Raw genomic sequence first — 12,567 nt, forward strand, 5'->3', positions numbered from 1 at the left:
AACGGCCGACTCGAACACCTCCGCGGCTCCGCCCTCGGCTTCCGCAACCTCACCCACTACATCGCCCGATCTCTACTCGAGGCCGGCGGATTCAGACCCCGACTACACCCTCAACTGCGATGAGCCGGTATACCATTGAACTACTGTTTTGTTGACGATGCAACAAAAGTGTGGGACGACACACCGGGAGTGAAAGCGAGCAGATGGACAAGACGACGCCCGTCAGCAGCATGATCAGGCAGAACGGTCCGATCAAGATCGCGGCTTGGCGGTTGATGATGGAGAAATACCAGGACTTCATGACGCGGTTCGAGCACGAGTTCCGGGCCCGTCACGAGCTCAGCGCCAACGAATTCGATGTGCTCATCAATGCTTCGGCCGCGGCTCAGGTGCGGCAGCGCGATCTGCTGCACAGCCTGGTGATCAGCCGCAGTGCGCTCAGCCGACTGCTCGGCAAGCTCGAGGGCCGCGGGCTTGTCACCCAGGAGCCCGATCCGGAGGATCAGCGCGGGGTGCTCGTCACCCTCTCCGAGGCGGGGGCCGAGCTCTGTGCCGAGGCGGCCGAGACGAATGGCGAGATCATCCTCGCCGCCTTCTCCGGCCTGACCGATGGCGAGGCGGACGAGATCTTCGAGCTCGTGTCCAAAATCTGCCCAGTGGGGTAAATAAGGCTGGGTTCTCGTGGGAATTCGCGGGTACGACCGGGCCTCGCCGGGGCAGTTCTCGGGCCCCTCCCTTCCCGCGAAAAAGGCGGCTACGATGAGGCCATGAGCAACGTTGAGCCCCGTCCGGAGCAGGTCGTATGCAAGGCCGGGGGATTGCCCGGCTCAGCCTGTGACCAGCAGGGACGTTCCCCAGTCGAGATCATCACCTCCCGCGATGTGCCACTGGGCGGGCCACGTGCGATGACCGTGCGCCGGACCCTGCCGCAGCGCCAGCGCTCCCTCATCGGACCCTGGTGCTTCGTCGACCACTACGGTCCGGCCGATGTTTCCGTCACCGGCGGAATGGACGTTGCACCCCACCCGCACACCGGACTGCAGACCGTGAGCTGGCTGTTCGAAGGCGCCATCCAGCACATCGACTCCGGCGGCAACGCGGGCCTCGTCCTGCCCGGCGAGGTCAACCTCATGACCGCCGGCGCCGGCATCTGCCACTCCGAGGTCTCGACCGAGGACACGACGACTCTGCACGGCGTCCAACTGTGGTTGGCCCTGCCTGATTCCACCCGCCACCAGCCCGAACGCGAATTCGAGCACTTCGAACCCGAGCCCGTCGACATCGACTGCGGGGAAATGCTCGTCTTCCTCGGCCGCCTCGGCGAGGGATCGTCACCGGTGCACACGCATACTCCGCTGCTCGGCGCCGAGATCCGCCTCGATCCGGGCGCAGCCATCGACCTGCCCGTCGATCCGCGGTTCGAGCATGGCCTCCTCGTCGATTCGGGTGATATCGCTCTGGAGAACGTCGATCTGCCGGTCGCGTCGATCGGCTATACGGGCATCGGCGTCGACGAACTGCGCATCGCCAACCACGGCGACGAACCCGGCCGGCTCATCCTCATCGGCGGCGAACCGTTCACCGAAGAGATCGTCATGTGGTGGAATTTCGTCGGCCGCACCCACGAGGAGATCGTCCGGTACCGCGAGGAATGGCAGGCCGAAGGCGATCGCTTCGGCGCCGTCGACGGCTACGTCGGCAAGGGCGGGCCCGGTCGGAATGCCGATGGGATGGGCAGGCTCCCCGCGCCGAGGATGCCCGACGTCACGATCAAAGCGCGGAAGAATCCGCCCCCGCAGGTCCAGGGCGGGCCCGAAGGGTGAAGCCCTGGGCGGACTCGAAGGATGGGGTGCGGGGAATAACTTCGCACCGGAAACCGTCCTAGGTGATGACCGGATCTTCGGTTCTGAGCGAAAGGGTTGCACCAATGTCGAAGACATTCGAAGACAAGACCGGCGCCGAGGTGACCGTGACCTTCAATGAGGACGGTCAGTCCTATGACATCGCCGTAGCGGATGGGACTGTCGCCGGGCACGCGTACTTCCTGACCGGCCCCGATGCGGAGACCGAACGCATCTTCCACCACACCGTCGTCGACGAGCAGTTCGGCGGCCGCGGGCTGTCGAAGATCCTCGTCGCCGAGGCGCTCGAAGACTCACGTGAACGCGGAGTGACCGTGGTGCCCGTGTGTCCGCTCTTCGTCAAGAAGCTGCAGGAGACCGGCGACGACTACGCCGCGCAGGGCGGAAGGTTTCGCAATGCCACCGGCGCCGACTTCGACATCATCAAACGACAGGCGTGAGTGAAAGATGAGCAACGCGAGCCGACCATTCATCGACAAGATCCACCCCGAGAACTACAAGGCGCTGGCGCAGGCGGCCGCTGCCTCGCGGAAGTCATCGCGAGAGGCAGGGCTGGATGACGGGCTCATTGAGCTCGTCAATACGCGGGTCTCGCAGATCAACGGCTGCCGCACCTGCCTGAGCATCCATGCCCCGGCGGCGAGGAAGGCCGGCGTCTCCCAGCTGAAGCTCGACGTGCTGCCCAGCTGGCACGAGGCTGAGATCTTCACCGATGAGGAGCTCGCGGCCCTCACCCTCGCAGAGTCGCTGACCGTGCTCGACAAGGCCGCCGATCGCGACCAGATCGCCGCGGACGCGGCCCAGCACCTGACGACCGAGCAGATCTCGGCAGTCGAGTGGTCGACCATCCTCATCAACGCGTTCAACCGCATCTCGATCGCCAGCGACCACCCGGTGTTCGGAGCTCAGCAGGACTGAGCGTCTGCCGGCCGATTGAGTGCGGTCGACCGAGCGGTTGGACTCGGCGGGCCTCAGTTGAGGATCTGCTTGTCATCGTCCGCGCGGATCGCGGCGAAACGCCCCCGCCACATCTGCAGATCCTGCGGGCTCAGCCTGGCTGTGCCATGGCCCAAGGCTGCTGCGCCGAACGCCACCGACGGGGGAGGGCATCGGGCCCGATTGTTGAGACTGCTCGTCCCGGAGGGCTGCTGATCAGTCACACTTGAGCCCGACCGTTGCACGACCGCTGAGCCTGAACGACCGGAGCCCGCCTATGTCCACCTCCACATCGACGACCAACGACGGGGCCACCTCGGCGCCGGTGACCTTCGGAGGTCGACTGCGGCTCATCGGACCCGGGATCGTGCTCGCGCTCGCCAGCGTCGGTGCCTCCGACATGATCACGACGATGAACTCCGGGGCCGAGTACGGTCTCGCGCTCATCTGGGTCTTCACGGTGGGCATCGTGCTCAAGTTCGTGCTCTCCGAGGCGGTGTCGCGGCTGCAGATGAGCGGGGACCGGTCGCTGATCTCCCATCTCACTCGATTCGGCGGGCGGACCTTCCCGGTGCTCTTCCTCATCGCCGAACTGCTCGTCGGGCTCTTCTTCGGCGCCGGCGTCGTTGCGGTGACGACGAACATCCTCCAGGCGATCTTCCCGGTGCTTCCGTTCGGGCCGACGGCCGTCGTCGTGCTGCTCTCGGCCTCGGTGCTGGTGGGCATCGGCCGCTACGGTCTCGTCGAAAAGGCGATGATGGGCTTCGGGATCATCATGTTCTTCGGCATCATCGCGCTCGCGATCTCCGTCTTCCAAGGCGACAGCGCCCAACAGGTCGCCGCCGAGACCGTGGTCCCGACGTTCCCGAACACGTCCATCATCACGGTGATGTCGCTCATCGGCGGCGTCGGCGGGGCGACCGGCATCCTCGCGTACTCGTTCTGGATCCGGGAGAAGTCCTGGCGGAGCCCGAACTGGAAACCCGTCGTCCGCCTCGACCTCGTCATCAGCTACGGCCTCGTCTTCGTCTTCGCCGTGGCGATGAGTGCGGTCGGGGCCTTCATCCTCTACGGCCAGGGCTTCACGATCGCGGACAACGACTCACTGTTCGCGATCGCCGACAGTCTGGTCAGCCGCATCGGCGAAGTCGGACGGATGGTCTTCCTCATCAGCTTCCTCGCCGTGGTGTACACGAGCGTGCTCGGCGGATTCTCCGGCATCGCCTACGTCACCGCCGACTGCCTGCGAGTGCTCGGGCGTTACCCGCACCAGGACGAGGCCCGCTTCGACATGTCGGCGAAGTCGGTCGAGTTCCGCGGCGCGCTCGTCTACCTGTCGGTGGCGACGCTGGTGATCATGGGACTCGGCAAGCCCGTCACCCTCGTCCTCGTCTACGCTGCGATCAGCGCGTTCATCCTGCCGGTGCTCGCGCTCGCCCTGCTCGTCATCCTCAACCGCGAATCCGTGCCGACCGGTCTGCGCAATACGAAGTGGTCGAACGTGCTTCTCGGCGTGTGCCTGGCACTCTTCGGATTCTTGGCGATCCTCCAGGTCAAGGAGTCGGTGATGGGGTTCATCGGGTGAAGTGAGGCGCACCCGACAACTGTCGGGTGACTGCGCGAAAAGCACGATGGTCTGGCGGTAGTGCCACGGTGCCGGGATCGGCATACTTGGTGACATGACACAACGACGGTCACGATTCGACGCGGAGCTCGCCGCGAGTCTGTCCGTCATCGGCGGGGTCTTTCCGCCGACCATCACTCCTTCGCTCATCGACTTCATGCGGGTCTCGTACGCCTCGGAGCCGCTGGCGGAGACTCTCAGCAGCCGTCGGGTCGAACATTCCGAATATCAGGTGCCGGGCCACCTCGGCGAGGCCATCACCGTCTCCGTCTTCAGACGATCCGGGGACACCGGACGACGACCGACGATCGTCTACGCCCACTCCGGCGGGCTGATGTTCGGCGATCGCTTCAGCGCGCTCGGTCTCAACCTCGACTGGGTCGAGAAGATCGGTGCGATCCTCATCTGCCCCGAATACCGCCTGGCACCCGAGTTCCAAGACCCGTATGCGCGTGAGGACATGTACGCCGCGCTCCTGTGGACGGCAGAGAACGCCGACACCCTCGGCGTCGACCGCGCCCGACTCATCGTCGCCGGAGCCAGCTCCGGAGGGGGACTGGCCGCCGGAATGGCGCTGGCGGCCCGCGACCGGCACGGACCGAAGCTCAAGGGCCAACTGCTCATCTACCCGATGCTCGACGACCGAGGCATCACACCGTCAACCCATCAGTTCGACGGCATCGGCGTCTGGGATCGGGTGAGCAACGAAACCGGATGGCAGGCGATGCTCGGCGATGACTACCGCACCGAGGCGGTCTCGCCCTACATCGCACCATCGCGTGCCAACGACCTCAACGATCTGCCGCCCGCGTACATCGACGTGGGTTCGGCCGAGATCTTCCGGGACGAAGCCGTCGCCTACGCCTCGGCCCTCTGGAACGACGGCAGCGAAGCGGAGCTGCACGTGTGGCCCGGAGGCTTCCACGCCTTCGACATCTTCGCCGCCCATACACACCTTGCGCAAGGAATGATCAGCACCCGAATGGCCTGGATCGAGAAGCTCCTGGCCGACTGAAAGGAACATCATGTCTGAGAACACAGCTGTCAACGACGCAGTTGTCCGCGTGGCCACGAAGACCGTCGACAGCGGCGGCGTCCCAGGCGTTGTCGCCGGAGTGACCACTGACAAGGAGACCATCAGTCTCACTGCTGCAGGAGTCCGCTCCCTCGACGATCCGCAGCCGATGACCACGGACTCCGTGTTCATGATCTTCTCCACGACGAAGGCCCTGACCGGCACCGTGGCACTGCAGCTGGTGGAGTCGGGAGAGCTCGACCTCGACGCCCCGGCGAAGGACTATGCCCCAGGACTGGCCGACGTGCAGGTCATCGACGGTTTCGACGACGGCGGAGAACCGATCCTCCGGGCACCCGCCAGCGAACCGACCACCAAACAGCTGCTGCTGCACACCGCGGGCTTCGGCTACGACTTCTTCAACGAGAAGTACGAACGACTCGCCCGCGAACACGGCCAGCCGAGCATCGTCACCGCCACCAGGAAGGCATTGGAGACTCCGCTGCTGTTCGATCCCGGCACCCAGTGGGAGTACGGGTCGAACATAGATTGGGCCGGCCAGGTCATCGAAGGCATCACCGGAAAGACTCTGGGTGAGGCGATGCGCACCCGAGTCCTCGAACCGCTGGGCATGGTCGACAGCACCTTCCGTCCGACCGCGTCGATGCAGGAGCGGCAGGCCACGATGCACCAGCGCACCGACGGCGAACTCGCGGCGACCGACTTCATGCTGCCCGATCCGGAGGTGGAGATGGGCGGCCACGGACTCTTCTCGACCGTCGATGACTACCTGAAGTTCATCAGGATGTGGCTCAACGACGGAGCAGCCGACGACGGAACCGTCGTCCTCCGCCCCGAAACGGTGGACATGGCCACGCAGAACCACCTCGGCGATCTTCGGGTGAAACTGCTGCCCGGAGTCATCCCGAGCTTGTCCAACGATGCTGAGTTCTTCCCCGGCATGCCGAAGACCTGGGGATACACGTTCATGATCAACGAGGAGGACGCCCCGACCGGACGCCCGGCCGGCGCCGCCGCATGGGCGGGTCTTGCCAACCTCTTCTACTGGTTCGACCGACAGAACAAGATCGGCGGGTACTGGGCCACACAGATCTTCCCCTTCGCCGACCCGGAATCGGTTGGGGGCTACCTCGAGATGGAGACGGCAGTCTACGATGCTCTGAAAGGCTGATTCGCGACTGAGGCGAATGGCGACCGTCGGTCGACAATCGTGGACTGCCAATCGTCGACCGACGGACGAACGAGGAGGTGGTGACGTGCAGGAGCTGCTCGGCAGGATTGCCAAGCTCGATCCCGAGGCGAGCCTGGGGCTGCGCGTCATCGCCTGCTTCGACGAACTCATGGCCGGCGAGGTCAATTCCCATGCCCTCGCCTCCGCGGCCGCGGCTCTGGCCGGTTGCGCGGCCGGCTTTCGCAGTGGGGACGGGAGCAGGCAGCTGAGGGTCGATTCAGGCGGAGTCTCGATTCCGGGAGACCGACCCGCCGAGGTGGCCGCACTGTCCCTGCCGAACGATTCCGAGGTCTGGCTCGAGCGGGAGGACGGTGCCTTGCCCAACGATGAACTCATCCTTGAGAGATTCGGCCTGGCCATCGGGGTGAGATTCGGTCTCGAACGGCAGCAGCTGGAGACCCCGCGGGACGTGGCGCTCGCCCTCGATCCTGCCGCGACGCCCGAAGACCGGAGTGCTGCCGCGGTTCGCCTCGGGCTGACGCCTGGTTCGGGATATCGAGTCCTCGCGGCCCCGCTGTTCGCCGTCTTCGAGAAGCGACCCGCCGGTCCCACCGATGTCATCACCAGCGAACATGGCACTCTGCAGGTGGTCATCGTGACCGACGACACCGAGGACATCGCCGTGACACCGGCAGGACTGGGGCCGTCCGGGTCGATCGGAGAACTGCCGCGGTCACTGCGGGCAGCCGTGGTGGCACTGCGGCTCAGCCGCCCGCCCGAGGAAGGGCTCGTGCGGGCGGAAAACTTCGGTGGGCTCGTCGAACTGCTCGCCGAATCATCTGACACAACCGATCCGGACGCTGCGCTGATCGACGAGATCATGGACTCGCCATGGGCGGAGTCCACGGTGCGCGTGCTCCTCGAAGCACCGACGATCAGACAGGCGGCCCGCGACCTCGGTCTGCACCACAGCACGGTGCAGAGCAGGGCCGAGCAGATCGAACGCTGCCTCGGCTACGACCCGCTGTCGGGCTACAACCGCACCAGGTTGGGCATCAGCGTGCTCCGGTGGCGGCTTCGCAATTCCCGAGTGCTTGAACTTCCGGGGCCCGTGGGGTGAGGGGTTCTTGGCCGCCACTTGCCCGCGGTACTCACCTCGTGCTCACTCCCGCCACAACGGATCCCTGCCGATCGCGATCGCCGTAAGCTGTTCGGCCGACCGGCAGATCATCGCCCGCATCAGCGCAGACGGTGTATTCATCGAAGAGCTCGAGCACGATCCGGCGAGGTACCTGCCCGCGATGGGCCGTGTCGAGGAGATCGAATCCGGCAATGTCACCGCCATCGACCTCGACCGACCGATGCCGAGCCTGCAGGCACAGCTGTCCGAACTGTCCGTCGGCGACCGTGTGTCGCTGACGGGAACGGTCGTCGTCGCCCGCGACATCGTCCACGCGGAGCTGCGCGACCGCCTCGATGCCGGTGGGGAACTTCCCGACTATTTCAAGGACCATCCGATCTACTATGCGGGGCCGGCGAAGACACCCGAGGGAATGCCCTCGGGGTCGTCCGGTCCGACCACCTCATCGCGGATGGACACCTATGTGCGGCGGTTCCAGGAGGCCGGCGGATCGATGATCATGCTCGGCAAAGGCAACCGGTCCGCACAGGTGAAGAGCTCCTGCGCTGAATTCGGCGGCTTCTACCTCGGATCGATTGGCGGCCCTGCCGCCCGGCTGGCCCAGGACTGCATCACCTCGGTCGAGGTCCTCGATATGGAGGAGCTCGGGATGGAGGCAGTGTGGAAGATCCACGTCGAAGACTTCCCGGCGTTCATCATCACCGACGACAAGGGCAATGACTTCTTCGACAGCACCGGTCCGCCGACGCTCGGCCTCGGCCGGACCCGCACGGTGCGTGACGGCACCCGACTGGACTGAACTTTCCAAATGACGACCACAGCGCATCAAGGAATTGAGGATTTCACCATGGCAGTGAGCAATGAAGAGCAGATGATGATCGACCTGGTCGCCGAATTCATCGACGAACAGGTCAAACCCAGCGTCAACAAGGTCGAGCACACCAACGAATACCCCGAGGCATGGATCCAGACGATGAAGGACATGGGCATCTACGGGCTCGCCATCGACGAGCCGTGGGGGATGGGCAAGGTCTCGACCGAGGCATATGCGCTCATCACTGCCGAGCTCGCGCGCGGGTGGATGTCCCTGGCCGGTGCCATGGGCGGGCACACCGTCGTCGCGAAGCTGCTCCAGGAGTATGGCACCGATGAGCAGAAGGATAAGTACCTGCCGCGGATGGCCACGGGTGAGCTGCGGGCGACGATGGCGCTGACCGAACCCGGCGGCGGATCCGATCTGCAGGCGATGCGCACGACGGCGACGAAGGATGGTGACGATTACGTCATCAACGGGTCGAAGACGTGGATCACGAACGCCCGGAAGTCCGATCTCATCGCGTTGCTGTGCAAGACCGACCCCGAGGCGGAACCCCGTCACAAGGGCATCTCGATCATCCTCGTGGAAAAGGGAGAGGGCTTCACGGTCTCCCAGGATCTGTCGAAGCTCGGGTACAAGGGTGTCGAGACGTGCGAGCTGTCCTTCGATGGTCTTCGGCAGCCGCAGTCGCAGCTGCTCGGTGAGGTTGAGGGTGTCGGGTTCAAGCAGATGATGAGGGGCCTCGAGATCGGCCGCATCCAGGTCGCGTCCCGGTCGCTCGGTGTTGCGCAGGCTGCGCTCGATGATGCGGTGAAGTATTCGCAGGAGCGCGAGTCGATGGGCAAGCCGATCTGGAAGCATCAGTCGGTGGGCAACAAGCTCGCCACGATGGCGACGAAGCTCGAGGCCGCCCGGCAGCTCGTCCTCCACGCCGCCCGTACCTATGATTCGGGGGCGCGTGTGGACATGGAGGCCGGAATGGCGAAACTCTACGCTTCGGAGATGGCCGCCGAGGTGGCCCTCGACGCCATCCGCGTCCATGGCGGTTACGGATACTCCACCGAATATGACGTCGAACGCTACTACCGCGATGCGCCGCTGATGATCGTCGGGGAAGGAACGAATGAGATCCAGATGAACGTCATCGCCAAGCAGCTCATCGGCCGCAACAAGGCCTGAGGGGCCCTGGCAGGCCCCTATAGTTGCGCAACCAGCCCACCCGCGTCTGACGAATCCGCACGATTAGCCTCTGGCCATCTGGCCAGGCACTCCACCTGAGGGAAGAAGATGACCCACAAGCCCCGTCCGCGTCCGGATACTCCGCACATGATGACCGAGGAGCGCCTCGAGATCCAGGCATTGGCTCGCGAGTTCGCCCGTGATGTCGTCCTCCCGATCGCCAATGAGCTCGACCCGGTTGAGGGGCAGTTCCCCGAGTCGATGGTCAAACAGATGGCGGAGATGGGGTTCTTCGGCATCCTCATCCCCGAGGAATACGGCGGGCTGGGGCTCGGTGTGTTCGAGTACTGCCTTGTGGCTGAGGAACTCTCCCGTGCCTGGATGTCTGTGGCCGGTCTGTTGGCTCGTGGCAACGGCATGGGCGGTGGATTCTCACCTGAACAAGAAGCAAGGCTTTTGCCGAAGGTCGCCAGCGGTGAGTACCTCGGCGCCTTCGCCCTGTCGGAGGCCGAGGCCGGGTCGGATGTAGCGAATCTGCGGTGTAGGGCCGAGCGCAATGCTGATGGTGACTGGGTCATCGACGGCACGAAGATGTGGTGCACGTATGCCGATCAGGCCGACTACATCATCCTCTTCGCCCGCACCTCGGTGGAGGAGAAGCGGCATCGGGGGATCTCGGTGTTCCTCGTCGAGAAGGAACGCGGGACGTTCCCCGAGGGGATTTCCGGGGCACCGGCGAAGAAGATCGGGTATCACGGGTGGAAGACATGGGAGCTGTCGTTCGACAACTTCGTCCTGCCTGCCGATGCCCTCCTCGCCGAGGAGGGGCGTGGGTTCTACCAGGCAGTGTCCGGTCTCGAGGTCGGGCGTGCGCACACGGCGGCACGGTCGATCGGACTGGCGCAGGCGGCACTCGAGGACTCGGTGAAGTACCTCAAAGAGCGGGAGCAGTTCGGGCACCCGCTCGCGGACTTCCAGCATCTGCGGTTCAAGGTCGCGGACATGGCCGCGCAGATCGAGGCGTGCCGGCAGCTGATGTACCACGTGTGCACGGAGATCGACTCGGGTCGTCGCTGTGACAAGGAAGCCGCGATGGTGAAGTACCTGGCCGGGGAGATGAGTGAGAAGGTCACCTCAGAGGCGCTGCAGATCCACGGCGGTGCCGGGTACACGAAGGACTTCGCCGTCGAACGCCATTGGAGAGATGCGCGGTTGACGAAGATCTTCGAGGGCTCGTCTGAGATCCAGATGCGCATCATCTCCGACGAACTCCTCGGCCGCTGACCCCAATTGGTACCTGACGGCGGCCCAGCAACCTGGCGCCAGGTATCTGCGCCGCCGTCACGTAGCAATTGGCAAGTAGTGGGTGCATTGACGAACTAACGAATGGAAGATTACTGCGATGAGTGAGACGAACCTCCAGGACTGGGTCGGCCGCAGCGCCACCGCCACCGAGACCGCTGATGGGGAACGGGCCACACGGCTGGCGACGCTGCTCGGCCATGACGGGGACAAGGCTGCACCGCTGTTCCCATTGGGGCATTGGTTGCATTTCTCCGAAGACGATGTGCCGATGAGCGAACTCGGAGCCGACGGGCACGCGGCGCTTGGTGGGTTCATGCCTCCGGTGCCCCTGCCCCGGAGGATGTGGGCCGGCAGTGACCTGACCTTCCACGCTCCGATTCTGCCCGGGCAGTCGATCGAGCGGACGACGACGATCGAGTCGATCACGGAGAAGACCGGCAGCACCGGACCTCTGTGTTTCGTCGTGCTTCGTCACGAGATCACTGCCGACGGAACCCTGGCGACGACGGATGGGCACACGATTGTGTACCGGGAGGCCACTGAGGCGCCGGCCGGATCAGCAGCAAAGCCACCAAGGGAGGACAGTCCTGCCCCGGAAGGCTGGGACTGGGTGAAGAGCGTGCGCCCGAACGAGGTCACGCTATTCCGCTACTCGGCGCTGACGTTCAACTCCCACCGTATCCACTACGACTACCCCTACGTGACCGAGGTCGAAGGCTATCCGGGTCTCGTCACGCACGGACCGTTGACAGCGACATTGTTGTTGGATGCGTTCATGTCCACCCACCCTGAGGCGGTTGTGCGTGAATATCGTTTTACTGCGAAGTCCCCGTTGTTCGTCAACGAGCAGATCCACCTCGTCGGGCGTGAGACCGAACCCGGAATCCATGAACTGCAGGCCATCGCCCCAGGTGGTAAGACTGCGATCGCTGCCACCGTGACGATGAAGAACTGAGGAACACCAGCATGACCGACATCCGCCCTGCACCCCTGACCGGCCTCAAAGTCGTGGAGATCTCCGCGTTCATCGCCGCACCACTGGGCGGCATGACCCTGGCCCAGTTGGGAGCCGATGTGATTCGTATCGATCCGATCGGCGGGAACATTGATGCTAACCGATGGCCGATCAGTGACGATGGCACGTCGATCTATTGGGCGTCGCTGAATAAGGGGAAGCGTTCGGTCACCCTCGACCTCAAATCCGAGGAGGGGCAGAAGATCGCTACTCAGCTGATCGCTGAGGCGGGGACGCTCATCACGAATCTGCCGGCCCGCGGATGGCTGAGTTACGAGAACCTCAAACAGCATCGCGAGGATCTCGTCATGCTGCGTTTGGGTGGGTGGCATGATGGTTCGCCGGCGGTTGATTATGGGCTGTGTCAAGTTTCGTAGACGATCTCTTTGTGGATCAGGCGGCGATCGCGGCCTGAAGGGTGTAGTCGGCGCGCGCTTCGGCGGGCGTGCGGTAGCCGAGGCTCGAGTGGAGCCGCTGCCGG

12 protein-coding genes and 1 pseudogene are annotated in these 12,567 nt (G+C 64.5%); all 13 read left to right on the forward strand.

The features are described 5' to 3' along the window. Positions 1–203: 203 nt before the first annotated feature. The 13 genes and pseudogenes from AACX88_RS17100 (at position 204) to AACX88_RS17160 (ending at position 12,463) form a co-directional block, all read left to right on the forward strand. Positions 204–665, forward strand: coding sequence for a MarR family winged helix-turn-helix transcriptional regulator (locus AACX88_RS17100; RefSeq protein ID WP_339394071.1), 462 nt, complete (start codon positions 204–206; stop codon positions 663–665). Between the two features lie 102 nt (positions 666–767). Beyond that, complete coding sequence (locus AACX88_RS17105) at positions 768–1,823, forward strand: pirin family protein (RefSeq protein ID WP_339394072.1); 1,056 nt, start codon at positions 768–770, stop codon at positions 1,821–1,823. A gap of 104 nt (positions 1,824–1,927) precedes the next feature. Beyond that, complete coding sequence (locus AACX88_RS17110) at positions 1,928–2,302, forward strand: GNAT family N-acetyltransferase (protein ID WP_339394073.1); 375 nt, start codon at positions 1,928–1,930, stop codon at positions 2,300–2,302. Between the two features lie 7 nt (positions 2,303–2,309). Continuing rightward, a complete protein-coding gene (locus AACX88_RS17115; RefSeq protein WP_339394074.1) occupies positions 2,310–2,780 on the forward strand; it encodes a carboxymuconolactone decarboxylase family protein in 471 nt (156 codons plus the stop codon). Between the two features lie 295 nt (positions 2,781–3,075). Further along, the gene (locus AACX88_RS17120; protein ID WP_339394075.1) at positions 3,076–4,383 is read left to right on the forward strand and encodes an Nramp family divalent metal transporter; all 1,308 of its coding nucleotides are present in this window, start codon (positions 3,076–3,078) and stop codon (positions 4,381–4,383) included. 94 nt (positions 4,384–4,477) lie between these two features. Continuing rightward, positions 4,478–5,437, forward strand: coding sequence for an alpha/beta hydrolase (locus tag AACX88_RS17125; RefSeq protein WP_339394076.1), 960 nt, complete (start codon positions 4,478–4,480; stop codon positions 5,435–5,437). Positions 5,438–5,447: 10 nt separating this feature from the next. Continuing rightward, positions 5,448–6,629, forward strand: coding sequence for a methyl acetate hydrolase AcmB (acmB, locus tag AACX88_RS17130; RefSeq protein ID WP_339394077.1), 1,182 nt, complete (start codon positions 5,448–5,450; stop codon positions 6,627–6,629). An 85-nt stretch (positions 6,630–6,714) separates the two neighbouring features. Then, a complete protein-coding gene (locus AACX88_RS17135) occupies positions 6,715–7,749 on the forward strand; it encodes a helix-turn-helix domain-containing protein (protein WP_339394078.1) in 1,035 nt (344 codons plus the stop codon). Between the two features lie 49 nt (positions 7,750–7,798). After that, positions 7,799–8,569, forward strand: a pseudogene (locus tag AACX88_RS17140) (FumA C-terminus/TtdB family hydratase beta subunit); the annotation flags it as partial. Between the two features lie 48 nt (positions 8,570–8,617). Then, the gene (locus tag AACX88_RS17145; protein WP_339394079.1) at positions 8,618–9,766 is read left to right on the forward strand and encodes an acyl-CoA dehydrogenase family protein; all 1,149 of its coding nucleotides are present in this window, start codon (positions 8,618–8,620) and stop codon (positions 9,764–9,766) included. A gap of 147 nt (positions 9,767–9,913) precedes the next feature. Continuing rightward, positions 9,914–11,050 (forward strand): acyl-CoA dehydrogenase family protein, encoded by a 1,137-nt coding sequence (locus AACX88_RS17150; protein ID WP_339394080.1) that lies wholly within the window; start codon positions 9,914–9,916, stop codon positions 11,048–11,050. Positions 11,051–11,168: 118 nt separating this feature from the next. Continuing rightward, positions 11,169–12,026: an HTD2 family dehydratase gene (locus tag AACX88_RS17155; RefSeq protein ID WP_339394081.1), complete on the forward strand. Its 858-nt coding sequence runs from the start codon at positions 11,169–11,171 to the stop codon at positions 12,024–12,026. A gap of 11 nt (positions 12,027–12,037) precedes the next feature. Further along, positions 12,038–12,463: a CoA transferase gene (locus AACX88_RS17160; RefSeq protein ID WP_339394082.1), complete on the forward strand. Its 426-nt coding sequence runs from the start codon at positions 12,038–12,040 to the stop codon at positions 12,461–12,463. Positions 12,464–12,567 lie beyond the last annotated feature (104 nt).

It is taken from the genome of Brevibacterium metallidurans (genome assembly GCF_037101285.1).
In the GTDB taxonomy this organism is placed as follows: domain Bacteria; phylum Actinomycetota; class Actinomycetes; order Actinomycetales; family Brevibacteriaceae; genus Brevibacterium; species Brevibacterium metallidurans.

Coding starts and splice junctions, on each gene's coding strand:
- AACX88_RS17125 (WP_339394076.1), top strand. CDS start 4,478: ATGACACAACGACGGTCACGATTCGACGCGGAGCTCGCCGCGAGTCTG.
- AACX88_RS17120 (WP_339394075.1), top strand. CDS start 3,076: ATGTCCACCTCCACATCGACGACCAACGACGGGGCCACCTCGGCGCCG.
- AACX88_RS17100 (WP_339394071.1), top strand. CDS start 204: ATGGACAAGACGACGCCCGTCAGCAGCATGATCAGGCAGAACGGTCCG.
- AACX88_RS17110 (WP_339394073.1), top strand. CDS start 1,928: ATGTCGAAGACATTCGAAGACAAGACCGGCGCCGAGGTGACCGTGACC.
- AACX88_RS17150 (WP_339394080.1), top strand. CDS start 9,914: ATGATGACCGAGGAGCGCCTCGAGATCCAGGCATTGGCTCGCGAGTTC.
- AACX88_RS17145 (WP_339394079.1), top strand. CDS start 8,618: ATGGCAGTGAGCAATGAAGAGCAGATGATGATCGACCTGGTCGCCGAA.
- AACX88_RS17155 (WP_339394081.1), top strand. CDS start 11,169: ATGAGTGAGACGAACCTCCAGGACTGGGTCGGCCGCAGCGCCACCGCC.
- AACX88_RS17115 (WP_339394074.1), top strand. CDS start 2,310: ATGAGCAACGCGAGCCGACCATTCATCGACAAGATCCACCCCGAGAAC.
- AACX88_RS17160 (WP_339394082.1), top strand. CDS start 12,038: ATGACCGACATCCGCCCTGCACCCCTGACCGGCCTCAAAGTCGTGGAG.
- AACX88_RS17105 (WP_339394072.1), top strand. CDS start 768: ATGAGCAACGTTGAGCCCCGTCCGGAGCAGGTCGTATGCAAGGCCGGG.
- acmB (WP_339394077.1), top strand. CDS start 5,448: ATGTCTGAGAACACAGCTGTCAACGACGCAGTTGTCCGCGTGGCCACG.